Consider the following 23,784-nt stretch of genomic DNA (forward strand, 5'->3'; position numbering starts at 1 on the left):
TACCATTCCTTCCAAATCTTGTTCGCCCTGTTGTTACAAGTCGGCAAGCAGCGCCGCCAATTCAGGGTCGATATCATCTTCACTGTCGTCCTCATCATCCGAACTGTCGTCGAACCCGGCCAGAAAATCATCCAGATCGCTCGAGTCGTCCAAATCGAGATCGAGGTCCAGATCCAAGTCGAGGTCGGTCGCCTCCGCGTCTGATGCGTCGTCAGACTCCAGATCGATGTCGAGATCCAAATCATCCGCATCGAAATCAAGGCTTTCATCGTCGCTTGTGTCCACCTCATCCGTTTCGGGTGTGGCTGGAATATCAGGCGAGGGATCCGGTGCCGGGGCATCGGACCAGGGCCCCAGGATTTCCTGACCGGCGACCGAGTTGAACGAGCCAAGGCGGATTTCGTCACGCCCCTTTATCGACAAAACGGGCATGTATCCGCGCTGAACGGAATGTTCGTGTTTTTCCAGCGTGATGTTGCGTTCCGTGCAGGGCAGCGCGACCTGATCCCCGTAACGATCATTGACAAAGTGATAGGGAACACCGCCCAAGCTCATGACCGAACCCAGGTTCATCGCTTTGCCGTTTTGCTTGAATGACCGCGCCAAAAGGATAGAGACCAGAACCGCTGGGTTCGCCCAGAGCATCCCGCGCAGGCCTTCGGCCTCGGTGAATTCCTCAAAGTCGAACTCATAGATCGGTTCGGATTTCGCCCCATAAGGACGCCGCAACAGGAACCGCGGCGACGCCAAGCCAACATAGCCGGCCTCGGGCATTGCGCGCAGCGTCTCCCAGGCCTCGACCACCAATGAGTGTCGGTCTTCGGGTTTGATATCCAGATATGACGGCGTGATGGCGCTGATAAAGGGCGCGTCCACATGTGCAGCTACGCGCCCGATCCGACCCAAAAGCTCGGCATGTGGGGGTGTTTCTTCGAACGTGTAAAGCCCGATCATCGCTGAATAGCCGCCGCGCCCGTTTTCTTCGTCCAGGGGTTCTTCGGTCAGCAGACGCACCAATCCGGTCTGCGCCAGATCTTCTTCTGCAGCCAGATCGGCTGCAATTTCTTCAGCAGACACGTCGTAGAGGATAACATCCAGTGTATCGTCATCTTCGATGCTGCGAGCAATTAGATCAAGGCTGCGCCACTGCGCCTCGACCGACTGAAATTCGGGGTGGTGCAGTACCAAGCGCATGGCCGCGCTCAGTGCTTCATCGACCGCAGACTGCATGGCCGAGACATCGGGGCTGGGCAGTTTGTGGATATGCGGGCCGACGACACGCTTGAGCAGCTCTTCAACTGGCGACGCTTGCGTCAACTCTCCACCGCTATCCCCGATCAGCTTCTGGAAATCGCTCAGTTTCAGGTCAGCGCGGACAGTGTTGCCGCCCGAGCTTTTGCGCGGTGGTACAACGGCCTGACCAAACTCTTCACCCCAAGCAGTCAATTGCCTGGCCGCGTGATCTGCCGTTGCCCCGGCGCTGAGCTGGCTTTTCAAGCTGGACAGACCATCAAACAGTTCGACATTTTCGTACAGCTCGTCGGGGTGCAGGTCATCCAGCTCTTTCAGGTTTACCGCGATCCCGGCCCCGTCTTTGCCGATGGGAAGCACCAGTTTGGTGGCAAAGCTTGCGATGACCTCATCGACCGTGTCGGTATCCAACAGGATGGGCTTGCGTGCTGCCAGTGCATCGCCGGTTTCGATCAGACCCCGGGCTGCGCGACCCGAAAAGTCACCGAAAATCGCAAGACGGAAGCGCGTGCGCTTCAAACGCTCTGGATCGGGTCTGTCGGCGCTCATGCGACCAAAGGCCAGAACCGGCTCGTCGGTCAGCTGGGCCTCTTCTGTTGGAGGTTCAGCTTCTGTTTCGTCATCGCCGAGGAGATCATCGATATCAAAATCCGCCCCCTCTGCGTCCGACGCGGGAACGTCATCATCCAGATCTGACAGCAAGTCATCCAGATCAACATCGTCGAAATCGGGTTGTTCTGTTGCTGCGTCGTCTTCATCGTCCGAGCTGTCGTCACCCAGCAGATCATCCAGATCCAGATCTTCCAAATCGATATCCGAACTGTCTGCGCTTGCCTCAGACGTATCATCGTCGGCAAGAAGATCGTCGATGTCGATATCTGCCGAGTCTTCCGGCTCATCGCTCAGGTCGTTCAACAAAGAATCCAGGTTGACATCTTCGCCTTCCGCCTGTTGTTCCTCATCGGCACCAAGGTCGTTCAGAAGATCATCCAGATCCACCTCGTTTTCATCCGCTGGCGTATCTTCGGAAAGATCGGCAAGCAATGCGTCCACATCTTCGGTTTCATCGGTCGGTTCGCTGTCGCCCAAACTGCTCAGGGTGTCGTCCGATGTCTCCTCAGCATCGCTTACCTCGGTATCTGGTACCGAAGCCAAGATGTCATCCAGTGTGACGTCGGTTTTTTCGTCTTCCGTTTCTGTTTCGGCCAGATCCCCTAACAGTTCGTCCAACGCATCTGCGTCAGGTGCGTCCTCAGGGGCAGCATCTGCCAATTGGTCCAGAACGTCCGAAAGCGCCTCATCCTCCTCGCCGTTCTCAGGTGTTTGGTCGGCAAGGGCATTGAGCAGATCATCAAGGTCGCTGTCATTGGTTTCGGTGTCCTCGGGTGCGGCACCAGCCAAGCCGTCCAGAACATCCGAGATATCTTCAGCATCTTCTTCGGTGAAATCAGGCAATGACGACAACGCGTCCGCGGTCGTGTCCTCGTCAGTTGACGCATCACTGCTCAGATCCACAAGATCACCCAACACGTCACCCAGGTCGGTATCGCCGCTCAACTCGGCTTCAACCGGTGTTTCGGCCAGTTGGGTTAAAACCTCTGAAGAGTCGTCGTTTTCGGTGGCCTCGACGGTTTCCGGGACCGATGCAAGGGCGTCTTCGATTGCTGAGTCAACGGCAACGGGCTGGGGTTCGGCTTCGGAGAGATCCGAGAGAATATCGTCGCTTGAGTCTTCGTCTACGCTGTCCTGATGGTCGGGCAGCGACGATAGGGCCTCCGACAATGATGTGTCTTCCACGGTCTCCGTCGGCGCAGTGTCGACAAGGTCAGTCAAGACATATGTTGATTTGTCATCGGTTTCGTCGACCGTGGTTTCAGGGATCGACGCAAGTGCGTCCTGAACAGATGTATCTTCGGGTTGATCTTCCGGAGCAAGAGTCGCCAGCCCGTCCAATACATCACCTGTGTCATCATGCGGTTCGTCCGCTGGCGCAATCTCTGGCAACGAAGACAGCGCGTCCGCAACGGACGTGTCTTCGGGCGTCTCGTCTAGTGCCGCATCAGCAAGGTCTTTCAAAACGTAGGGCGCAGTATCGTCTTGGGTGTTGCCGTGGACCTCAGGAAGCGAAGCCAGAGCGTCTTCGACTGATCGATCCTCGGGCACGTCCTCCGGAGCCAAGGCGCGTAGAGCGTCCAGTGTAGCGGCAGAAGCGTCTCCTGAGACCTGACTGTTAGCCAACGAACCCAGCAGCGCTCGATCTGCTAGGATCTTTTCGATCAAAGCCTCTGCCCCGGCTTTGCCGTCCATATAGGCCATCAGGGTGGCAAGTTGTGTGCGCGCTTCAAGCAGCTTTTGCAAAGGTTCGATCTTGGCCGCGATCTGAGCGGGGTTGAAATCCTCCATCTTCTCGAAAGTCAGATCAACGCCCAGATTGCCTTCACCAGTCAGAGTGTTGGGCACCGAAAACTCGACCCTTGGGGCCATGGCTTTCATGCGATCATCGAAGTTGTCGACGTCGATCTCAAGAAATTTCCGGTCTGAAACGGTGGGCGTTTCAGCTTTTGACTTGCCTGACAGATCGCTCATCACCCCCATGACAAAGGGCAATTGCACCTTCTTCTCGGCGCCATAGAGCTCAACATCATACTCGATCTGGACCCGAGGGGCCCGGTTTCGGGCGATGAATTTCTGGGAACTGTCAGCCATCGGTCTGACCTTTCAGCTCGGCCACTTCGCGGCGCAGGGCCCTGACCTCGACCAACAGTTCTTTGACATGATCATCCACAATATCGGTCTCGCTGCGAACCAGTTCGCGCAGGTGCGAGAACTCTTGGACCGATTCATCCTCAACGGCAGATTGCATTGTGTTCACAAGCAAACCGATAAACAGGTTGAGAACCGAAAAGGCAGTGATGACGATGAAGGGAACAAAAAAGATCCACGCGGTCGGGTGCGTTTCCATGACTGGCCGTACGATCCCCATGGACCAGCTTTCCAGCGTCATGATCTGGAACAGCGAGTAAAGCGACCGGCCCAACGTTCCGAACCACTCGGGGAAATCGGGGCCGTACATCAACGTCGCCATAACGGCAAAGACGTAGAACACGATCGAGATCATGATGATTACCGCGCCCATGCCCGGCAGCGCGTCCAGCAAAGCCTGAACCACAGCGCGCATCTGCGGGATGACCGACAAAAGGCGCATCGCCCGGATCACGCGCAAGCCACGCAACGCGGACAGGCCATCACGGTTGGGCAACAGGCCCAGTGTCACGACAACAAGGTCAAAGATATTCCAGGCGTTTTTGAAGAAATCCAATCTATAGGCATAGAATTTCAACAAAAGCTCAGCGACAAAAATGCCCAGCACAAGGGTGTCAATGACCCGAAGCACATGACCCAGATTGGCCTGGATTGACGGAGAGGTCGACAGGCCCAGCGTGATGGCATTGAAAATGATCACGCCAAGGATCGTGTTGGTGACTGCCCTGCGCTCGACAAACTCGCGCACGGTGTCGCGGAGCGCTTCGCTCTTCTCGATACCGGTGTTCACCATTGCCTCCTGTCGTTCATTGCAGACCGGGCGTGGCTTGGCCCCGCCCGGTTCGATTTATGTCTTAGCCTACAACGTCACTGATTTCGTCGACCAGCGTGTATACGCCTTTGACCGAAGTCAGCATCGTCTTGGTCTCTTTCAGCACAGTCATCTTGTCCAGCTTCTTGAGCTTGTCGACAATCGTCGTGTCGTCCACCTTCAGACCGTTGCCTTCCATCAGAGCTTCCATTTCAGCCAGGAACTTCTGGCGCTCTTCCAGTTTGGCAGCCATGGCACTTGCTTCGCGCTTGACGGTCATGCACTCGGCGCCCAGCTTGATGCCTTCTTTCAGCGTTTTCTGCGATTTGGCAGCCTTCATCAGTTTGTCTGCCGCTTGGCCCAAGGAATCCACTTTCTGACGGGTCTTCGTCGTGTGTTCCCGGTACAACTTGCGCTTTTTATCCGAGTCCTTCTGGTAAGCCTGATAGCCCTTGATCGCGAAATCCATGATGTCCTTGGCGATGGCTTTGGGGTCGCGCCCCTTTGTCACTTCTTCGCCCATACCAACGGCTTTGGCGGTCAGCTTCTTGATCGCTTCCATCGGCTTTTTGACAGAAATTTCAGAGGTATCGGTAATCCCCTGCCGCTCGGCGGCCTGCATGATCGATGTTCCGCGCAGGGTGATGTATTTCTGGATAGCGCCGTACAAGTCCTTGCGAAGCTTTTCCTCGCCCTTCAGCTGCTGCTGAACTTCCTTGCCCAGCTCATAGACCTGTTTGACAATCGTCTTATAGGCCATCACATCGGCCCCAGACGTGGCCACCAGGCGGGTTACAGCAGTGCCGATCTTGATCACACCAGCCGTGACCTTCAGCGTGGTTTTGACCCGCGCCTCTTTCAGCAGTTTGTCTTTGTTGGCTTCAGCCTTGATCTGCTTTTCGATTGCAACCTGCGCGGCGCCCTCGGCAGATTTCAACGCGTTCTTGATCATCACGTTGGTCGCCTGGATCATCTTCTCGGCCTCAGCTTGAGATTTCTGACCCGGCGTCTTCATCAGTTCGCCAACTTTTTTGTCAAGCTTGACGGCCTCTTCCGAAATGACCTTCTCATAGCGTTCCAGCTCTTTCATCCCGGTCGCTTCAAGACGCTTAAGCGTTGTCGACGGGACCGGGCCTTTGGCGGTGACATCGAATTTGACGTCAACGCGATAGCTGGGGATCTCAATATACTGCAGTTTGGGTTTCGACCGTATCAGATCGACAACGTAGAACTTGTGCGATGTAACTGTCGTCTTTGCCATGATAGAACCTTGTGTTTTCTAGTGTTTTCCTGCCCCCGGATATTTTGCACCGCACGTGCTAGTCGCACGCGCGATGCCAGTGATTGCGTTAGCCGATTGCCTCTTCCAACTGATCTTTGCCTTCGGATGCGATGTCGTTGAACAGGCCCAAAGCCGTGTTGACTGTGTCCAGCGTGCTTGAGGCTTCCTTGAACCCGACGCCAGCATTCGCGCCGGCCAGGGTCAGATTGACGACTACAGGAAAGACCTTGTCGAAGATCTGAGCATATTTCGGGTTGGTCGAATTCAGCGCATCCAGCATCTTTTTGAGGTTGGGTGCGTTTTTGTCGGCGTTCGAGACACGCTCCATCATCGAAGAACACCCATCCAAAGCCTTTTGCAGCGCTGCGCGGGCCTTTTTCAGTTTGTCCAGATATTTCCCGGCTTTCTTGGCGTCGGCCTTCTTCATGGCCTTTTCAAGCTTGTCGCAATCTGCCAAGCCCTTGATGATGGCTTGAGACAGCTTGCGCCCGCCCACTTCAAGTCCGGCGACCTTGTTCTGCCAAAGCCCGTAATTCTTGTCGCATTTGGGCAGCGTTGCCAGGAAAGGCGCGTCGGTGCCCAGAATGCCCTTCAGAACCGAGGCGCCCACTTCGGCGCCACCCTGAACGTTCTTTTTCGCTTCTCCTTCGGCGTTGCGATACCGTTTCAGCAGCGTGTCCAGATCGCTTTTCAGGGTCTTTTCGACCTTTTCCGCCTCTTGTGCGGTGTCTTTGATCTTGTCGGCCAGCTGCGCAACACCGCGCACCAGAGATACGATGCCCAAGGCCAAAGACGCCCCACCGGTTGCCGCGGCACCCGCAACCCCTACAGCACCGCCCACAACACCCAATGTGCCAAGCGCGATGTCAAAGCCGGTTTTGACCTTGTATTCCTTGTATTGCTGCTTGCGCTTTACAAAGGCTTGCCAGCGTTTCGCAGGTATTGCCTCGTAATGCTTTTTGGCGCCGTTCATGATGGTCTTGAGCTTGTCCTCAAACCCCTTGATCAGCGCGGCCCGCTTTTTGGCGTCAGTTTCCTTTTTGATCGCCGCATCCGTCGACATCAGTTCTTTGGCGATCAGCGCCACAAGCTTGTCGGTCACAGCATTGGCATCATCCACCATCTGCTGAGGCGTGACATAGTCGCCTTCGTCTTCCAGAACATCCAGAAGGTCTTCGTTAAGCTTCAGCTGGAACGCATAGCCTTTGAGATCCTTCAGCCAATCCGGCTTGAACTTCTTGGTGATCTCGTCACCCAGATCCTTTTTCCAGATCACAACTGATTTGCCGACTTTCTGTTTCGGTGTGTCAGCTGGTGCCGTTTTGGCGCGATCCTCGGCGTCCTTCTGCTTGGCCTTAAGCTCTTTCTCGGTCTTATCGATGATCTTTGGATATTTCTTGAGAACCGTAACCGTATCGGCATGCTTGGACCCAGCGGCTTTGACCGCCTCGGCAACCTTGCGCTTGACGTCTGACAGCGCTTTCAGCGACTTTGCCCAGTCCATCTGATCCTCGGCGATCTGATAGGCTTTCAGCGCATCACCCAAGCCGGTTTTCTTCATCAGCTTGGGCTTGTTCTTTGACCACCATTTCTGGTCGAGTTCCGGTGTCATTGTCGGTTTCACAATAAGTCCCTTTCGGTTGCCAGACGCATCATGCGTTGTGGTCAATCAAACCCATAAGTGAACTCGCCGTCTGTGACATTGATCACGACTTTGCTAACTTCTTGCCCTTCCATCATTCTTTTTAGGAATTCGGCCGAGATGTCCGGCAACATGGTATTGGTGACGATGGCGTCGATCATGCGGCCACCGCTGTCGAGCTCCTGACAACGATTCACGATCTCTTCGACAACCGCATCCGTATATTCGAATGGAACACCATGGGCCTGTTGCACGCGCTTCTTGATGCGGTTCAATTGCAGCTTGGTGATTTCGCCCAGCATATCGGGGCTGAGCGGGTAGTAAGGGATCGTCACCAAACGACCCAGCAAAGCAGGTGGGAACACCTTGAGCATCGGATCACGCAGCGCTTTGGCCATGCCTTCGGGATCGGGCATCAGATCGGGGTCAGCGCACATGTCCATGATCATTTCGGTCCCGACATTCGAGGTCAGCAGGATCAGCGTGTTCTTGAAATCGATCACGCGGCCTTCGCCGTCTTCCATGACACCCTTGTCGAAGACCTGGAAAAAGATCTCATGCACGTCGGGGTGGGCTTTTTCGACCTCGTCCAGCAGAACAACCGAATAGGGTTTGCGCCGCACCGCTTCGGTCAGCACGCCGCCTTCGCCATAGCCCACATATCCCGGAGGGGCGCCTTTCAGGCTGCTGACGGTGTGTGCCTCCTGGTATTCGGACATGTTGATGGTGATGACGTTCTGCTCACCTCCATACAGCACCTCGGCCAGGGCCAAGGCGGTTTCTGTTTTGCCGACACCGCTGGTCCCCGCCAGCATGAACACGCCAATGGGCTTGTTGGGATTGTCGAGCCCTGCGCGAGAGGTCTGAACGCGTTTTGCAATCATCTTCATAGCATGGTCCTGGCCGATCACGCGCTGCGCCAGACGGTCTTCCAGGTTCAGGATCGTCTCAATCTCGTCCTTGACCATGCGCCCGACCGGGATACCGGTCCAGTCGCCAACGACGCTGGCTACGGCCTGATGGTCGACGATGGCCAGGATCAGGGGGCTGTCGCCTTGCAAGGTCTCAAGCTCTTCGTTCTTTGCCTTCAACTCAGCCAGCAACGCGTCGCGGTCGATGGGTTGGGCTTCGACTTCGGGGGCCTCTTCAGTTGCGGCTTCGCCTTCGGCTGTGCCGGTACCTTCAACCTCTTGCCCACCTGCCCGCAGCTTGGCCCGCAGATCGAGGATATCCTCGACCACTTTCTTTTCGGCATCCCAACGGGCGGTGAGTTCTTCCAGCCGCGCCTCTTCCGTCTGTTTCGCGGCATTCACCGCATCGCGCCGGTCGGCAACGTCATAGCCTGCGGTCTCATCCCGTTCGATGATCTCCAACTCGGTGGTCAGCGCCTCGATCCGACGGCGGCTGTCGTCGACCTCGGCCGGAACTGCGTGTTGAGACACGGCAACCCGGGCGCAGGCGGTATCCAGCAAGCTGACCGATTTGTCGGGCAATTGCCGGGCTGGAATATAGCGCGCCGACAGGGTCACTGCGGCTTCGATGCCCTCATCCAGAACTTGAACGCGGTGGTGCTTTTCCAGCATCGACGCGATACCGCGCATCATCAGAACCGCCTTGGGGATATCGGGTTCCTCGACATGCACGACCTGGAAGCGCCGGGTCAGGGCCGGGTCTTTTTCGATGTATTTCTTATATTCGGCCCATGTGGTCGCGCCGATGGTGCGTAGTGTGCCGCGCGCCAGGGCCGGTTTCAGCAGGTTGGCGGCATCACCGGTACCAGCAGCACCTCCGGCGCCCACCAGCGTATGGGTTTCGTCTACAAACATCACGATGGGCGTCGGGCTGGCCTGAACCTCATCAATCACCTGACGCAGACGGTTTTCAAACTCGCCTTTCATCGATGCACCGGCTTGCAAAAGGCCAACGTCCAGAACCAGCAGACGCACATCTTTCAGCGCGGGTGGCACATCGCCGCGCGCAATGCGCAGGGCAAAGCCTTCGACCACAGCCGTTTTGCCCACGCCCGCCTCGCCGGTCAGGATCGGGTTGTTCTGGCGACGCCGCATCAGCACGTCGACTATCTGGCGTATTTCCTCGTCGCGTCCCACAATCGGGTCGATCTCGCCATTGCGGGCCTGCTCGGTCAGGTCGGTGCAGAACTGTTCAAGCGCTTCGCCTTTGCCCATTGCGCCGGGCGCCATTGCTCCGCTGGCCTCACCCGGTTCCGCGCCACCACCCACGTTCGAGCCATCCTGCGCACCCAAAGTATCCTCGGGCGAACCATCGGTGGCCTCGCCGAAATTGTCGGCCAGATCATCAGCCCCGATCTTGGCCAGTTCCGGCGACATGCTGGCCAGAATGTTACGTAATGCAGGGGTCTTGAGCATACCTAGGATCAGATACCCTGTGCGAACTTTGCTGTCGGAATACAACAACGAGCCCCAAACCCAGCCGCGCTCCATCGCGTCCATCAGATGATCGGAAAGATCCGAAATCGAAGATGCCCCACGCGGCAGCATGTCCAACGATCGTGTTAGCTCTGAGGCGATCTTGCCCGGATCCAGATCATAATGCTGAATGATGCGGTGTATGTCGCTGTCCTGCCCGTTCAGGATCTGATGCAGCCAGTGCTGAACCTCGACATATGGATTGCCCCGCATCTTGCAGAATACGGTCGCCCCTTCGATGGCCTGATAGCCCAGCTTGTTCAGTTTACCAAACAGCGAAACACGGCTGATTTCCGTCATCTTCAATACCTCTCACTATGGGCCGCTTCCTGGGCCTCGAATTCTTGCGTCGCGAAGGTGGGATACAGGATCAGATCATCTGCATCCTGCCCTGCCACATCCGGGTCGTCTCGGGTCTTTATCCAACTGGTGTGGCCCAATTGTGTTGTTCCACCCAGTGATGCGCGTGGAACCTCGTCGCCTGCCAGAACCAGATTGACCTCCCAGTCCAGCGTGTCGCCGATATAGGTGCGCAGAATTGCTTCCATCCGGCGTTGGGACACGCCACCGGGCAGCAAGCGTTTGTAATCGCTCAGGGTCAGCGGCCCGATGCGCAGACGGAATTTGGCTGACCGGGACCAGACCCGGCTGCCGATGTTGGTCGACTGTCCAAGCCGTGCAGCCCCACCTAATTGCCAAGTGTCATCGGGTTCCAGCTCAAGCCATGAGCCGACGAATTGCTGCACATGCACCTCGACCCCAAAATAGTCGGATAGGATGGCGATCAGCCCCTCGACCGTTTTTGTACCCGAGCCCAGATGCCCGGAAAAAAACCGGCGCAGCATATCCGGCATCGCGTCGCGGTCAGAAAAATCAACCCCCTTGAACCCGGCCAACGCAGCGATGCGTTGCTCGAACGGGTCGTCGCCACGGTCAAAACTGGGGGCGGGTTCGGCTTCGGCCCAGGCGCGATAGAGCAAGCTCATCATGCGGTGGGTCAGCATATCCGCGAAGGCCACAAAGGTCGGGTCGCGGTGATTGCGCAGACGGTCGCGCGCAAACTCGGTTAGGTGCAGCGGCAAAGGGCCTTGCGGGCCAAAGAACCCAAAGAAAAGATTGCTGAGCTTGCCAGGTTCGGTCGCGGTTCCCGGCTCGAACTTCGTCAGGGTCGTGGGCGGAAACGCAAGTGACACATCCTGACCAAGCCGCACGCGGTCTTCGCGCGGACGTCGCGACTCGCCCAGGCGAGGTGCGTCGGTATAGTGCGCCTCGATAATGCGAAGCGCCTGAAAGACGTGATGCCTTTCAGGATCAGCCGCCAGCGCGGCCAGCAGGCTCAGATGATCCTGCCCAGACCCGCCGCCGGTCGCCATCTGGCAATCTCTCCTCGTTTTTCTGTTTTCAGCACCGTTTCGGTGAAACTGTTGATGGTCGTGTATTTCCGGAAGAACCGTTCCAGCACGGCGCCCAGCACGTAAACACTGGTGCCCTCGTAAAAGCTCTCGTCAAAACCTAGCGAGATTTCGAGACCCCGCACCGCTGTGCTGAGAACCTCGTCGCTCATGCGGCGCACGATGGGGCGGCTAGTGACCGAGACCACGCCCTCCAGCTGCTTTTCGGTGACGCGATTGCCAAGGGGCGCGTAGATGCCCAACAGCTCACGAAGCGCCCCTGCCCCACCTTCGGGACCATCACCGGCAATGGACAGATAATTCAGGCTCAGGTGGCTGATCAGTTTCCAGGCCGCGTCCCCTTGTGCAAGCGTCGCATGGGGTCGGGTTGGTGTCACTGGCGTACGTACCGCTTTGACTGGCCCGCCTTCGGGCAGATGAAACACGTCATCACCACCTGCAGCCAAAAGCAACGGCAGGTCCCGGTTCGAACACAAAGCCTCGACCGCAAGCTGATCCAGAGAGACCGGGTAAGGCGCCTGCGCGCGGTCCACCAAAGTCAGATACACTTCGGAGCCTAAATACGAGGTCCGAACCCCACGCAGACGTTCCTTTTCGTTCCGTTGCCGCATACGGCGTTTGACGGTGTAATAGGCCAGGTGGTTGTCGCCCGCAGCGGTCAGATCGGTATCGCTGTAGAACGGCCGGAACGGAATATCGCCCTCTTCTTCCGACTGAATGCCCGTGACTTTGCTGATCGAGTAGATCTCAAAATCCAACCCTGCAGTTCTGTTGGGAACCACGTGATGTTGCGTATCCATCTGTGTGATGTGCACGCGGTCACAGCGCCGGTGAAACAGGTTGACTGCTGGTACGGCATTAAGCGTGAACGCAGCCGGTGTGACTGCCGGGGCCAAATCGCGCATGCCGTCTTGCAACAGGATGTAGATGTCTACATCTGTGCCGGCAGACTGGGTCAAAGCCGCGTTCAAACCGGTCAGTTCGACGAACAGAAACCGCTCTGGCATGGCGAAATATTCCTGCAACAGCCGATAGCCATCGAAGGACTGGCGCGGTGTCGGCAGCAGGGCTTCATCCGCATCGAACCCTTTGGGGATCACATCCGCATCATTCAATCGTACCGTCCAGTCGGCGCGGCGGTCTGTGGACCGTGCAGTCAGCCCAACACATTGCGTGCAGAGCACCTCGTGCAAAGACCAGGCCTTGCCGCTTTGCGTATCCAGATGCAACACAAGACGGTCTAGGCCCAGTTCGGCCATCGGCTCGCCATCGGTGCGGTTCAGGCGCAAGCGAATACCCGCACGCGCATTGGTTTCCTTGGCCACGCCGGCAGCAACCAGCTCTCCGCGCCCATCGATGTATTCCGCTTCGGTCACTTCAATAGGCCAGAGCGTCAGATCAGACGATGTCGTGAATTCACACGCGGTCTGCTCTCCTTCGGCCAATCGTGCGCGCAGCGTCGTGCCTCGCGGCATGGGATAGCCTTCCTTGAGCGCGGCATTGCCGATATCGGGCTCGAACTGAGCGATCATCATCGACGGTGTCGGCGCCAGATAATGTGGGTAGACGATTTCCAGCAGGTTCGACGTGAAGGTCGGGAACTGCATGTCCAGTTCCAGCTGAACACGCGCGGCCAGAAAAGCGCTGCCCTCCAGCAAACGTTCGACATAGGGATCGACAACTTCGATCCCTTCCATGCCCAAGCGCGATGCGATTTTGGGATAGGCGCTGGCAAATTCCGCACCCATTTCGCGCAGAAATGCCAGTTCGGTTTCGTAATGCTTGAGAAGCCGCGTGTCCATTCTGCTTAGCTCCTCTCGATTGCCACTTCACCGGTCGTCACATCGACACGGCTGCGCAAATAAAGCTCAAGCGGCATCGGCTGCGCCCACATGACGGCGCGAATGTCGAACTCAACGTGCATTTCGCCAGACCGTTGTTTGGAACGAAGGTCAACAACTACGGAGCCTTTGACAATCCGCGGCTCGAACACTTCGATTGAATCGGCAATCGATTGCTGGATGCGTTGCGCCTGACGAATGGTGGAAAATGAGCCCGATGTTTCGCGAATCCCATAGTTCAGAACCGACTTGGCGGCGTGGGGATAGACATCTTCGTCGATCAGGTCGGACTGATCGGTCGTATTCAGCAGCAGGGAAAGATCACGTTGGATGATCTCGCGTAGACGGCCAACGTCGATCACCCGCGCGTCGCGGCCTTCTTTCAGCTGATCCGGGGCATTGTCGGTCAACCGGTCAAGAAGCGAAGGTTGTAGTCTTTCGACAAGCGCCTTCTCAGCCATCTCCTGCCATTTCCCCGGACTCGGTGGTCACATTCAGGACCAGTTCGCGAATGTCCAACAGCGCGACATCTGAGGTATCGGTGGTCAAAAGACGCTGGCCCAGGCCAACAAAGGTCTCGGCCCCGGCATCAATCCAACTGGTCGCGCGCGCAAGGCGTGCGGCATCATCCCCTTGATCCGTTGTTCCAGCGTAACGCGTCGGGATCAAAGCCGCGACCTCGCCGCCGCTTGCGACGGTTAGTGTACATGCCGTCCAAACGGAATCCCGCAGATCGCTGGGTTCTTCGATTTCAAGCCGGGCGATCTGGGAAAACGGCAGCCAGAAATAGCGCCCGTTTACAATCACCTCCAAAACCGGCCCCAACCGCATATCGGCATCGGCGATCCATTCAAACGCTTCGCCATTCACAGTGCCCGACGTTGCAGGAGCCGCGTCAAAGGCTTTGGCCCGCAACTCGGCGGCCTGTTCGAAATGGCCACCTGCCGTCAGTTTCTGAGCTTCGATCAGATGAGCCAGCCATTCTTCGGGCTCACCAAAAATCATTGGGGTCTTCTCACCCGCAAAAACCTTTTCACGATAGACCTCGCAGATAATGGCCTCGCGATAGGTTTTGGCCATCATCGTGGCCTCTTCTTCCATTTCCGCGCTCAGTTTCAACTGCGTTATCGCGCGCTTCCAGTCGCCCATGACACAAAGCAGCTGAAACAGAAAAATCCGCAGCTTTGCATCTGCGGGGTTTGCGCGGATCTTGTCTTGCAGCGTTGAAAGCGTTGCGGTCAGATCGCCTGATTTAAGATGTTCTTCTGGCGTCATGAAACCCTCGCGCAGTCTGGAAGCAAAAAAGCAAAAGGGCCCCGGCGGCACCTGCCGCCAGAGCCATTTTCAGATCGGACCTTAGCTGACGTCGCCAGTCTCCAGGTTCCACTTGAACTCGTTGCAGTCGCTGAGTTTGCCGGTTTTGAAATCGGCGATCTTGTATTTGACCGAGATGCCACGATACGCGACGGTCCAGGATTCCGACGGGATCGAATCTTCGCCACCCGAGACCGAGTAGCTGTCGACGATGGCGTCGCGCAGGGTGATGATCAGGTAAGGTTCCATACCCTTCTTTTCATCATCGCCCGCCCGGCACAGATGGATTGTCATCTCGCCGTTTGCTTTGCCCGAGGCAACATAGGTCATGATCTTTGCCGAAGCTTTGCTCAGCTCAGTGCTCAGTTCGACCTTGCCAAAATTTGCGTTCGCATAGCCGCGCTGGGTTGTGCCCATGTCGGACATATCCAGCGTCCGCTCGACGTTCCAGCTGATCTCTTTACACGCGATCCAGTCTGTGTGTGCTTTTTCCCGGGCCTCGCCAGGGAAGTCCATTTTGATGAATACGTTTTCCATTTTGGGTTCCTCTAGTATGTGTACCCTTGGTTTACCTGAGGGCTACATGGGCGGCAGTGAATTGCTTCACATGCCGCCATTTTTTTTCGCGAAATTATCCAGCTTTTTCAGATGGAAGTTTCGAAACAAGGCGCAGGGACACTGACAAGCCTTCAAGCTGATAGTGCGGACGCAGGAAGAACTTGGATGTGTAGTATCCAGGGTTTCCTTCAACGTCTTCCACAACAACCTCGGCAGAGGCCAGCGGCTTGCGCGCTTTTTCCGCTTCGGCTGAAATATCGGCGTTGAAATCCACGTACTGGTTGATCCAATCCTGCAGCCAGCTTTCCATATCCTGACGGCTTTTGAACGATCCGACTTTGTCGCGCACCATGCATTTCAGGTAATGCGCAAAACGGCAGGTCGCGAACAGATAGGGCAAGCGCGCGGCCAGGTTGGCGTTCGCGGTTGCATCTGGATCGTCGTATTCTGCGGGTTTGTGCAAAGATTGCGCGCCGATGAACGTTGCCGAGTCGCTGTTCTTGCGGTGGATCAGAGGCATCATGCCATTTTTGGCCAGTTCCGCCTCGCGACGATCTGAAATCGCGATTTCGGTAGGGCATTTCATGTCGACACCGCCATCATCGGTCGGGAATGTATGCGCGGGCAGGCCTTCGACCGTACCGCCACTTTCCACTCCGCGAATGCGCGAGCACCAACCATATTCCTTGAAGGACCGGTTGATGTTCACCGCCATGCCGTAGGCCGCATTCACCCAGCTATAGCTGTCGCTGTTGGCACCGGTTGTATCTTCCTCAAACGCAAACTCTTCGACCGGTTCGGTCTTCGAACCGTAAGGCAAACGGCCCAGGAAGCGTGGCATCGCCAGACCTACATATTTGGAATCTTCGCTCTCGCGCAGCGACCGCCACGCGGCGTATTCCGGTGTCTGGAAGATCTTGGTCAGATCGCGCGGGTTGGCCAGTTCCGACCAGCTGTCCATCTGGAACAGGCTTGGCTTGGCCCCGGTGATCAAAGGAGCATGAGCTGCGGCCGCAATCTTCGACATCTCACCCAGCAGTTCGATGTCCTGCGGGCTGTGGTCGAAATGGTAATCTGCCACCAGCGAACCGTAAGGTTCACCACCAAACTGGCCGAACTCTTCTTCGTAAAGCTTCTTGAAGATCGGTGATTGATCCCACGCGGTGCCTTTGAACTTGCGCAGGGTCTTGTGCATGTCCTTCTTCGAGATGTTCATCACGCGGATTTTCAGCATCTCGTCAGTTTCGGTGTTGTTCACCAGATAATGCAGACCACGCCACGCGCTTTCCATCTGTTGGAACTCTTCGTGGTGCAGGATCAGGTTGACCTGTTCGGTCAGCTTCTTGTCGATCTCGGCAATAATGCCTTCGATTGACCGCAACGCGTCATCAGAGATCAGGCCAGCGTTGGCCAGAGCCTGTTCGGCCAGCGTTTTAACCGCGCTTTCAACGGCGGTTTTTGCCTGATCCGATTTCGGACGGAATTCCTTTTGCAGCAGCGCCTCGAATTCCGAGGATCCAAACGCTGTTGCGCCTTCGGCGGCTTCTACCTTGGCTTCTTCTTCGGCCATCTTTTAGTCCTCCTCGGCTTCGTCGCCGCCCGGTTTGGGTTGGGCTGCCAGTGTTTTCAGCAAGCTCGGGTCCTGCATGATCTTTGTAATCAGGTCTTCAGCACCGGTTTTGCCGTCCATGTAGGTCATCAGGTTTGACAGTTGGGTGCGGGCATCCAGCAGCTCTTTCAGCGGCGCGACCTTTGCGGCGATCGCGGCAGGGCTGAAGTCATCCATGCTTTCAAAGGTGATATCGACCGCCAGATTGCCTTCGCCGGTCAAGGTATTGGGCACGGTGAACGCGGCACGTGGGGCCATCGATTTCATCCGGTCATCGAAATTGTCGACGTCGATCTCAAGAAACTTGCGGTCGGCCACTGCGGGCTGTTCGACCTCGGACTTACCGGCCAGGTCGCTCATAACGCCCATGACAAAAGGCAACTGAACCTTTTTCTCAGCCCCATACAGTTCGACATCGTATTCGATTTGAACCCTCGGAGCCCTGTTACGGGCTATGAATTTTTGTGAACTGTCAGCCATCTGATGCTCCTCGATTCATGTGTCTGTGTTTGTTCTACGTCCGCTGTCCCAGGGCATCTGGGGCGGTTCAATAATCGTCATCGTCTGATTTGAGGCCACCAATCTGACGGACCTCATCCAGACCTTCCTTGGCCATATCTTCGATAATCGTCAGGAAATCCGCGTTCACAAGCCGTTTGGCGCGCTCAAGCAGAATGGGCAGTGGGCTCGACGGTTCGCAGCGTGCGTAATAGTCCATGATGTGGTCCAGCATACGCGTGACATCCTCGGGCGAGTTGATCGCCCCGCCGCCCGACGGACCAGCAGCTGCCGGAGCTGCAGAAGAAACAGGCGCGTCGTCATCGCTATCGCTTACGTCATCAATCGCCGCCTCGCCCACGTCAGCATAACGTGCCAACGCTTGTTGAATACTCTTCAACGCCTCGGTCAGCGGATCAAGATTTGGTCCTTCGCCAGGCGTTTTATCGGCAAAGATTGCATCGATAGCAGCGATATCTTCCAGCGCTGCGGCAGCAGCTTCGGCATTTGCAGCCAGTACCTCGTCATCGGTGTCTTTGAAAGCCGCCGCAACACTGTTTTCGTCGGGTATCTCTTCCAGATCCGCAGGCATGTTGATCCGGCCATCAACCACGTCGAGATGGCGCAGTGTCATACGGCCAAACATGCGACTGTCTGTGATACCGGTGCGCCGCAAAGCGCGCACCATGCGGTCCGACGAGGACAACCCCTGAACCGCGTTTATGCGCATCGTGGCATCGCCATCGTCTTCATCAAGTTCGGGATGGCATGTGTCCCAGAACTCATCCAGCAGCGATTTCGCATAGCCAACTGCCGCGGCGAACGCTGGCAGACCTTTGGTGTGCAGAACGGCCTCGGCCAGATAAATGGCGGCACGCAAGTCATGGCTCTTGTCCATAACCGCCAGCGCCTTGTCTTCGACGTCGCTCCAGTCCTGCTCTTCTGCTGCAACGATCTCGTCGCCCATCTGCCGCTCTTCACCGGGCTGTGCAGCGATTTCAAGATCCGTAAACGCTGGATCGTATTCCAGATTCTCTCCGCTTGGAGGTTCTTCACCTCTGGGTTCGAGATATGAGGATAGGTCCATTTTCTGTTATCACCCTATTGCCCGTTGGCCGCGTTTCGTTGTTGTTTATCGCCTACCGCAGTGCTCACGATCTTGTGTATGACCTAGTTCACATGATCATTAAACTCGCAAACTTTTCTACTATTTTCGCAGCTCGTGTTCTGAATCAGCCGCATCACCGGGCTAAAGTCAAACCTCTTAAATACGTTTTTTTTGCGGCATGGGCTCGGCGCTACACTGCTGAAATTCAATCGCGGCTTTCTGGTCACAGGCGCTTCGTGCATGTCTTGGAAAAAACTTCTTCCCGCGTCGAACCGAATGCTGCAATGATCAAGCCTGAATGCGTTTGAGCCTTATATTCTTGATCCTGACGCGATCTGACATCGGCTTTGCAGGGTCGATCCACGACGACGAAAAAGGGAAAAACATGAAAATTCGCATACTTGGCGCAATTGCGCTGATGCTCGCACCGCTGGTTGTCGCAGCTGAAGAGGGGAAGCTGTCGATTGAGTTGAACAAGTTCGAACCTGGTGAGAGCAACGGATGTCGTGCGTATTTTCTGTTTCGAAATCGGACGGAGAACAGTTTTGAAGACTTTGAAATGTCGCTGGCTATCCTGGACAATGATGGTGTGATTGACCGGCTTCTTTCCATTGACGCCTCGCCGCTGCCTGTGCAGCGCACCGTGCTGAAACTGTTTGAAATCCCCGAGGTCAATTGCGCAGACATATCCGAAGTTCTGCTGCATGATCTGCCTGCTTGCAAGCCACAGAACGCTGAACCGATGGATTGCTTCCCACTGCTGACGCTTGGCAGCAAAACGACAGCTAATCTGGCGCAATAGACAATGTTTGGCTTTGAAAACTTGGGCACAGGTGGGCCCATCATTGCGGTTCTTGGTCTGCTGTCGTTGCTGTCGCTGACCCTTATCGTGGTCAAAACCCTGCAATTGGCGCCGGTGCGGTCGGGCGAAGCATCGCGGGATGCCGCCTTTGTACAATGGGCCAACGGGGATCGACAGCCTGCTCAGGCGGCAGTGGCAGCCGGCAAATCCCCTGCTGATCGCGTTTGCGCCTATGCAATGCAGGCCCTGATGGATGGGTTTAAGGGATCAGCGCTGATGGCTGAATTGACCCGACGCGGCAATCAGGAATTTGTTGCAATGAACACCTGGATCAGAGTGCTGGAGCTGATTGCGATGATCTCACCGCTTTTGGGCCTGCTGGGAACCGTGACCGGCATGATCCAATCTTTCCAACAGTTGGAACTCGCCCAGGGCGCCGCCAACGCGTCGGTCCTTGCGGGCGGTATCTGGCAGGCCTTGCTGACCACCGCCGCAGGGCTTTTGGTCGCCATTCCCGCAGCCATCGGCGCCTCACTTCTGTCAGGGCGCGCCGAGGCCGGGGCGCAATCCATCGAAAACGCCATCGGCCAGTTGATGGTGATCGAGGAACGCGGCACGCCCTAGGACTCAGTCATGACCAACGAACTCACTCTGCACAGGCGCAAACCGACCCGGCCCTTGATCTCTTTGGTGCCGATGATCGATGTGTTGCTGATCCTGCTGGTGTTTTTCATGGTCACTTCGACCTATCTGAACCTCGACATGATCCCGGCGCTTGCGCAATCAGATCGCCCTGCCCCGGCGCAAGAGGTGTCGGGCGAGGCCAATGCCAGCGCCTTGTTGATCCGCATCGGCGCTGACGGCGCACCTTATCATCAGGGCAAGCCGATGACCCTGTCCGAACTCGACACATTGTTGGCGGTGCGTCTTGGGGATGACCCGTCAACTCAGGTCATCATTCTGCCCACAGGGGGTGCGGCACTGCAATCGCTGGTATCGGTGATGGACAGTGTGACACTGGCAGGCGTTGTGAACATGCGTGTCGTGCGTCTTGAGGCCAGCCCATGAGGATCACGCGCCCTGCCCCGCGCACGCAGCCCGAGACCATTATCGCGCTGATCGATGTGGTGTTCTTTCTGCTAGTGTTCTTCATGCTGATCGGTCGCATGGACGCTACTGCACCGTTTGATGTGACCCCGCCAACGGCCACTACCGGTGCAGATATGCCTGCCGGTGGTATCACCTTGTCAGTGGGTGCTGATGGTGTGTTGGCTTTGGACGGCGTCGAACTGAGCCAGCAAGACGCACAGGGCAAAGTGCTGGCGAGGATCTCTAACAATCCTGAAACGCGTGTGCGCATCAACGCCCATCGTGACGCGATTTTGCGCGACATCCTGCCCCTGATCGCGCGGTTTGAGGCCATGGGTGCGCGCGAGGTAGTTCTGGTCGTGACACCTCTGGGGCCGATCCGGTGACGGGCGGACCGCTGATTTGGGGGGCCGGGCTTGTAGGCTCGGTCGCGCTGCATGTCGCTGGGGCGCTGCTCTTGCTCGGGACCATCGACCCCGACCCGGTGCTGGACCAGCCCGTTCCCGAAACGCGGATGCAATTGTCGGCCCACCAGGTGAAGCAAAGCCAAGCGGTCGAAGCCCAACTGCAATCCGATGCGGCCCGGGCCAAAACGGCCAGCGGGGCGCGTTTGGATCAGGGTGTCATAAGGCAATCCAGCGCTGCCGCTGCCCCATTGCCACAGCAATCGCTTGCAGCGTCACCGCCACAAACCAACGCGCGGCCCCCGCTCGCGCATACTGCCAACCGGATCAAAGCGCAGCTGGCGCCAACGCTGGGCCTGACCGAAATTACCAGCGCCGCTGAGGTGCTTGTGAGTGCCCAAGTGTCCCCGACCCCTGTCGTCGCTACGGTTGTCAACCAGGCATTGTCACGACCCGCAGAGCTGGAGGCACAGACCATTGTCTCGGCCACCCCGGCGACCGAAACGGCGCAGGCGGTTTCGCCACAACCTGTTGCGCTCATACAATCCGAGCCCGACACGACAACAGCCGTGGCCTCAGATGTCATGTCAACAACCGGAGACGGCCCGATTGACCCCGTCTCGCTGGCCGCAATCCAAAGTTTCATGCGCCCCGAGGATGCCGCACAGGCTGCGCAGGATTTGCGTGACGGGATCGATGGCCTGCTGGCCCAAGTGCCCTGCTCCCGCCTGCAGGTGCAGTTCCAACCCGAAACCAACACGCTTGAGGTGATCGGCCATATTCCCGAAGACGGGTTGCGCGCTCCGACGCTTGCGGCGTTGCAGGCCCAGATGGGCGAGAATATCCGCGTCGCCGACAACATCCTGCTGCTGCCCCGTCCACAATGCGGCGCGCTGAGCGGAATTGCAGATGTCGGCCTGCCGCAATCTACAGACCAGATCACCAACCCTCTGCTGATCGGCGACGATGTGCACGCGCGCGAATTTCGCTATGTCCAGGGTCAGCAACTGGTTCTGGATCTGTCCGGCGCAGATTACGACGCCTATGTCTATGTGGATTATTTCGATGCCGATGGGCAGGTGATCCACCTCAGCCCCAACGCGTCAACACCGGTGGAGCTGACACCGGCCAAAGCCTCGCTTCGTATCGGAGCAGATGCGCCCGGCGAACCGGGGCTATTCATCACCATCGGCCCACCTTACGGCCAGGAGATCGCAGTGGCCTTTGCGTCTTCGGTGCCGCTTTACCAGGACGAACGGCCATTGGTCGAACCCGCTGATGACTACCTGAGATTCCTGAAATCCCGCATTTCTGCGGCCCGCTCGGAGAACCCGGATTTCAAAGGTGAATGGGTCTATTTCTTCATCACCACCGCAGCAGAATAGCCTAGACGTCAACCTATGCTGTCGTGCAAGCCGAGCGCAGCCCGTAGATCGCGAACCCGTTCGGCGTTATCTTTGGCAAGGCTGCCATCTGCATTGTGCAGATTGTTTTCAAACCCGATCCGCATCTCGCCACCCATTTGGTGGGCCTTGACCAGGCAGGCCGTTTCAGTCTGACCGAAGGCACATGCCATCCAGCGCGTTGGCCGAGTGCCGACATCCAGAAACGGTTGCAGGTTTTCCGGGCGACTCGGTAACCCGTCCTCATAGCGCCCCAACACAAACAGAACGCGCTGCGGCTTATCGGGTATCACATGCCGGTCTTGCAGTTCCTCAAGCCACTCCCGATCTTTCGGAGAATAGAGAATGTGTTGGATTTCAATGTCCGAATCATCCGCCCAGTGATAGAACCGCCCCGCCGTGGCATCATCGGTACCGGTCATTTGTTCCCGCAAAGCGACCGAGACACGCTGCGGCATCACATCTCTGACCAGTTTTCGTTGATCCGCAGCATCATATCGGTCGAGGCTTTCGGTGGTGATCTGCACCTGCAATTCCGGTACCTGCAGGGTGCATTCCTGCAAAACCTCGCGATATTGCCCGGCATCCAGCAGGTGATTGCCTGCGCTGTCGCGAACATGTGCATGAAGGGCGTCCGCCCCAGCGGCATGGCACTCCTGTGCGCAGGCGATTAATTCGGCAACAGTTGTCGGGACCGCAGGATGATCCGCCTTGGTCTTGCGGCCACCATTGGGCGCGACCATGATAAACGGCTTTTTGAACTCATTCATGGCTGCTGTCTGGTTGCTTTGCGCCGGGCTGGCAAGAGCCTTTCTTCTGCTTTTCCTTTGTCGCTTGTTGCGTTGAAATCAACGGGCGACTTCAAACGCCTTGCGACATCAGCAAAAGATGGTCGGTGACAGCGACAAAAAACAAGACACTGCCGGTCAGCACAAACACATGCCAGATGGTGTTGTGAAAGGGCAGCCATTCCATCAGGTAAAAAACCACGCCGACCGTATAGACTAGGCCACCTGCGATCATAAGCGTCAGGACAAAGGGCGATAGCTCGGCCAGCATGGAATGCCCGGCAAGCACAGCCGCCCAGCCCATGATCAAATAAAGCGCAAGGCCGAACCAGCGGAACCTGTCAGGGTCCATCATTTTCAAAACCGATCCAAGCGTGGCCGATGACCACAACCCCACCAAAAGCCCGGTGGTGGGGGCGCCTGAAAGCACAAGAAAGGGCGTATATGTCCCTGCAATTTTTACATAGATGCCCGAATGGTCCAGACGGCGAAACAGGTCGGTCATGCGATGGGTGTCGAACATGTTGTAAACCGCCGAGAACGACAGCATCAGCACCAGGGTGCAGCCATAGATTGATGCGGCCAGAACGGCTTCGGTCTTGGGGTGGCTGTAGGCTGTGACCCATATGAGGATCGGCACCGCGATGACGGCTGAGGACACCCCAAGTACATGAACACATCCGTCGCTGATACGCTCTGCCCGGCTATAGGCTGGTCGGATATGCGCAAAAGACATCATGGATCAAAGGTAAGCGCACAGAA

At 56.9% G+C, this 23,784-nt stretch carries 21 protein-coding genes and 1 pseudogene; 6 read left to right on the forward strand and 16 right to left on the reverse strand.

The features are described 5' to 3' along the window. Positions 1-33 precede the first annotated feature (33 nt). From GOW40_RS22205 to tssA, 14 genes and pseudogenes are all read right to left on the reverse strand, one after another. Positions 34-1,800: a type VI secretion system contractile sheath domain-containing protein gene (locus GOW40_RS22205; RefSeq protein ID WP_254444434.1), complete on the reverse strand. Its 1,767-nt coding sequence runs from the start codon at positions 1,798-1,800 to the stop codon at positions 34-36. A gap of 1,677 nt (positions 1,801-3,477) precedes the next feature. Continuing rightward, positions 3,478-3,957 (reverse strand): annotated as a pseudogene (tssB, locus tag GOW40_RS22210) (type VI secretion system contractile sheath small subunit); the annotation flags it as partial. Continuing rightward, positions 3,950-4,807 carry an ion transporter gene (locus GOW40_RS12215; protein WP_171103362.1) on the reverse strand — a complete coding sequence of 286 codons (858 nt, stop codon included), beginning with the start codon at positions 4,805-4,807 and terminating at the stop codon, positions 3,950-3,952. The gene GOW40_RS12215 and the pseudogene tssB (GOW40_RS22210), both read right to left, overlap by 8 nt. Positions 4,808-4,868: 61 nt before the next feature. Beyond that, complete coding sequence (locus GOW40_RS12220; RefSeq protein ID WP_171132993.1) at positions 4,869-6,086, reverse strand: hypothetical protein; 1,218 nt, start codon at positions 6,084-6,086, stop codon at positions 4,869-4,871. An 88-nt stretch (positions 6,087-6,174) separates the two neighbouring features. Then, positions 6,175-7,719 carry a hypothetical protein gene (locus tag GOW40_RS12225; RefSeq protein ID WP_171132992.1) on the reverse strand — a complete coding sequence of 515 codons (1,545 nt, stop codon included), beginning with the start codon at positions 7,717-7,719 and terminating at the stop codon, positions 6,175-6,177. A 53-nt stretch (positions 7,720-7,772) separates the two neighbouring features. Next, a complete protein-coding gene (gene tssH, locus GOW40_RS12230; protein ID WP_171132991.1) occupies positions 7,773-10,496 on the reverse strand; it encodes a type VI secretion system ATPase TssH in 2,724 nt (907 codons plus the stop codon). A 2-nt stretch (positions 10,497-10,498) separates the two neighbouring features. Further along, positions 10,499-11,569 carry a type VI secretion system baseplate subunit TssG gene (gene tssG, locus GOW40_RS12235; protein WP_171132990.1) on the reverse strand — a complete coding sequence of 357 codons (1,071 nt, stop codon included), beginning with the start codon at positions 11,567-11,569 and terminating at the stop codon, positions 10,499-10,501. Then, a complete protein-coding gene (gene tssF / locus GOW40_RS12240; RefSeq protein WP_171132989.1) occupies positions 11,533-13,410 on the reverse strand; it encodes a type VI secretion system baseplate subunit TssF in 1,878 nt (625 codons plus the stop codon). Before tssF ends, tssG begins: the two co-directional genes overlap by 37 nt. Positions 13,411-13,415: 5 nt before the next feature. Further along, positions 13,416-13,910, reverse strand: coding sequence for a type VI secretion system baseplate subunit TssE (gene tssE, locus GOW40_RS12245; protein WP_171132988.1), 495 nt, complete (start codon positions 13,908-13,910; stop codon positions 13,416-13,418). Next, the gene (locus GOW40_RS12250) at positions 13,903-14,724 is read right to left on the reverse strand and encodes a type VI secretion system accessory protein TagJ (protein ID WP_171132987.1); all 822 of its coding nucleotides are present in this window, start codon (positions 14,722-14,724) and stop codon (positions 13,903-13,905) included. The genes tssE and GOW40_RS12250 overlap by 8 nt, the downstream gene beginning before the upstream one ends. Before the next feature lie 81 nt (positions 14,725-14,805). After that, positions 14,806-15,300, reverse strand: a complete 495-nt coding sequence (locus GOW40_RS12255) for a type VI secretion system tube protein Hcp (protein ID WP_171103347.1) — start codon at positions 15,298-15,300, stop codon at positions 14,806-14,808. Positions 15,301-15,394: 94 nt separating this feature from the next. Continuing rightward, a complete protein-coding gene (gene tssC / locus GOW40_RS12260) occupies positions 15,395-16,891 on the reverse strand; it encodes a type VI secretion system contractile sheath large subunit (protein WP_171103344.1) in 1,497 nt (498 codons plus the stop codon). Between the two features lie 3 nt (positions 16,892-16,894). Then, positions 16,895-17,410: a type VI secretion system contractile sheath small subunit gene (tssB, locus tag GOW40_RS12265; protein WP_171103342.1), complete on the reverse strand. Its 516-nt coding sequence runs from the start codon at positions 17,408-17,410 to the stop codon at positions 16,895-16,897. 67 nt (positions 17,411-17,477) lie between these two features. Next, entirely contained in the window at positions 17,478-18,515 is a 1,038-nt protein-coding gene (gene tssA, locus GOW40_RS12270; protein ID WP_171132986.1) for a type VI secretion system protein TssA, read from the reverse strand. Between the two features lie 92 nt (positions 18,516-18,607). Here tssA and GOW40_RS12275 point away from each other — a divergent pair, with 92 nt between their 5' ends. Genes GOW40_RS12275 through GOW40_RS22445 form a run of 6 tightly spaced genes read left to right on the forward strand, consistent with a single transcriptional unit; the run spans position 18,608 to position 22,216 of the window. After that, a complete protein-coding gene (locus GOW40_RS12275) occupies positions 18,608-18,844 on the forward strand; it encodes a hypothetical protein (protein ID WP_171132985.1) in 237 nt (78 codons plus the stop codon). Further along, positions 18,835-19,338, forward strand: coding sequence for a hypothetical protein (locus GOW40_RS12280; RefSeq protein WP_371731839.1), 504 nt, complete (start codon positions 18,835-18,837; stop codon positions 19,336-19,338). Before GOW40_RS12275 ends, GOW40_RS12280 begins: the two co-directional genes overlap by 10 nt. A gap of 3 nt (positions 19,339-19,341) precedes the next feature. Continuing rightward, positions 19,342-19,962, forward strand: a complete 621-nt coding sequence (locus GOW40_RS12285; protein WP_171103331.1) for a MotA/TolQ/ExbB proton channel family protein — start codon at positions 19,342-19,344, stop codon at positions 19,960-19,962. Positions 19,963-19,971: 9 nt separating this feature from the next. Next, positions 19,972-20,406 carry a biopolymer transporter ExbD gene (locus GOW40_RS12290; protein WP_171132984.1) on the forward strand — a complete coding sequence of 145 codons (435 nt, stop codon included), beginning with the start codon at positions 19,972-19,974 and terminating at the stop codon, positions 20,404-20,406. Continuing rightward, a complete protein-coding gene (locus tag GOW40_RS12295) occupies positions 20,403-20,813 on the forward strand; it encodes a biopolymer transporter ExbD (RefSeq protein ID WP_171230989.1) in 411 nt (136 codons plus the stop codon). Before GOW40_RS12290 ends, GOW40_RS12295 begins: the two co-directional genes overlap by 4 nt. Then, positions 20,810-22,216: a DUF4384 domain-containing protein gene (locus GOW40_RS22445; protein ID WP_171132982.1), complete on the forward strand. Its 1,407-nt coding sequence runs from the start codon at positions 20,810-20,812 to the stop codon at positions 22,214-22,216. Before GOW40_RS12295 ends, GOW40_RS22445 begins: the two co-directional genes overlap by 4 nt. Before the next feature lie 8 nt (positions 22,217-22,224). Here the strand turns inward: GOW40_RS22445 and GOW40_RS12305 are convergent, their stop codons facing one another. Next, positions 22,225-23,004 (reverse strand): 3-keto-5-aminohexanoate cleavage protein, encoded by a 780-nt coding sequence (locus tag GOW40_RS12305; RefSeq protein ID WP_217352289.1) that lies wholly within the window; start codon positions 23,002-23,004, stop codon positions 22,225-22,227. 91 nt (positions 23,005-23,095) lie between these two features. Next, positions 23,096-23,758, reverse strand: coding sequence for a hemolysin III family protein (locus GOW40_RS12310; RefSeq protein WP_371731840.1), 663 nt, complete (start codon positions 23,756-23,758; stop codon positions 23,096-23,098). Between the last annotated feature and the right edge of the window lie 26 nt (positions 23,759-23,784).

Origin of the sequence: Ruegeria sp. HKCCA6707 (genome assembly GCF_013033515.1) — a bacterium.
Taxonomy (GTDB): domain Bacteria; phylum Pseudomonadota; class Alphaproteobacteria; order Rhodobacterales; family Rhodobacteraceae; genus Ruegeria.

Bases quoted from the DNA above. Each gene is read 5' to 3' on its own strand.
- GOW40_RS12310 (WP_371731840.1), bottom strand. From the start codon at position 23,758: ATGTCTTTTGCGCATATCCGACCAGCCTATAGCCGGGCAGAGCGTATC.
- GOW40_RS12255 (WP_171103347.1), bottom strand. From the start codon at position 15,300: ATGGAAAACGTATTCATCAAAATGGACTTCCCTGGCGAGGCCCGGGAA.
- GOW40_RS12305 (WP_217352289.1), bottom strand. From the start codon at position 23,004: ATGAATGAGTTCAAAAAGCCGTTTATCATGGTCGCGCCCAATGGTGGC.
- tssF (WP_171132989.1), bottom strand. From the start codon at position 13,410: ATGGACACGCGGCTTCTCAAGCATTACGAAACCGAACTGGCATTTCTG.
- tssA (WP_171132986.1), bottom strand. From the start codon at position 18,515: ATGGACCTATCCTCATATCTCGAACCCAGAGGTGAAGAACCTCCAAGC.
- tssE (WP_171132988.1), bottom strand. From the start codon at position 13,910: ATGGCTGAGAAGGCGCTTGTCGAAAGACTACAACCTTCGCTTCTTGAC.
- GOW40_RS12275 (WP_171132985.1), top strand. From the start codon at position 18,608: ATGATCATTAAACTCGCAAACTTTTCTACTATTTTCGCAGCTCGTGTT.
- GOW40_RS12290 (WP_171132984.1), top strand. From the start codon at position 19,972: ATGACCAACGAACTCACTCTGCACAGGCGCAAACCGACCCGGCCCTTG.
- tssB (WP_171103342.1), bottom strand. From the start codon at position 17,410: ATGGCTGACAGTTCACAAAAATTCATAGCCCGTAACAGGGCTCCGAGG.
- tssC (WP_171103344.1), bottom strand. From the start codon at position 16,891: ATGGCCGAAGAAGAAGCCAAGGTAGAAGCCGCCGAAGGCGCAACAGCG.
- GOW40_RS12215 (WP_171103362.1), bottom strand. From the start codon at position 4,807: ATGGTGAACACCGGTATCGAGAAGAGCGAAGCGCTCCGCGACACCGTG.
- GOW40_RS12285 (WP_171103331.1), top strand. From the start codon at position 19,342: ATGTTTGGCTTTGAAAACTTGGGCACAGGTGGGCCCATCATTGCGGTT.
- GOW40_RS12250 (WP_171132987.1), bottom strand. From the start codon at position 14,724: ATGACGCCAGAAGAACATCTTAAATCAGGCGATCTGACCGCAACGCTT.
- GOW40_RS12220 (WP_171132993.1), bottom strand. From the start codon at position 6,086: ATGGCAAAGACGACAGTTACATCGCACAAGTTCTACGTTGTCGATCTG.
- GOW40_RS12295 (WP_171230989.1), top strand. From the start codon at position 20,403: ATGAGGATCACGCGCCCTGCCCCGCGCACGCAGCCCGAGACCATTATC.
- GOW40_RS22205 (WP_254444434.1), bottom strand. From the start codon at position 1,800: ATGAGCGCCGACAGACCCGATCCAGAGCGTTTGAAGCGCACGCGCTTC.
- GOW40_RS12280 (WP_371731839.1), top strand. From the start codon at position 18,835: ATGCGTTTGAGCCTTATATTCTTGATCCTGACGCGATCTGACATCGGC.
- GOW40_RS12225 (WP_171132992.1), bottom strand. From the start codon at position 7,719: ATGACACCGGAACTCGACCAGAAATGGTGGTCAAAGAACAAGCCCAAG.
- tssH (WP_171132991.1), bottom strand. From the start codon at position 10,496: ATGACGGAAATCAGCCGTGTTTCGCTGTTTGGTAAACTGAACAAGCTG.
- tssG (WP_171132990.1), bottom strand. From the start codon at position 11,569: ATGGCGACCGGCGGCGGGTCTGGGCAGGATCATCTGAGCCTGCTGGCC.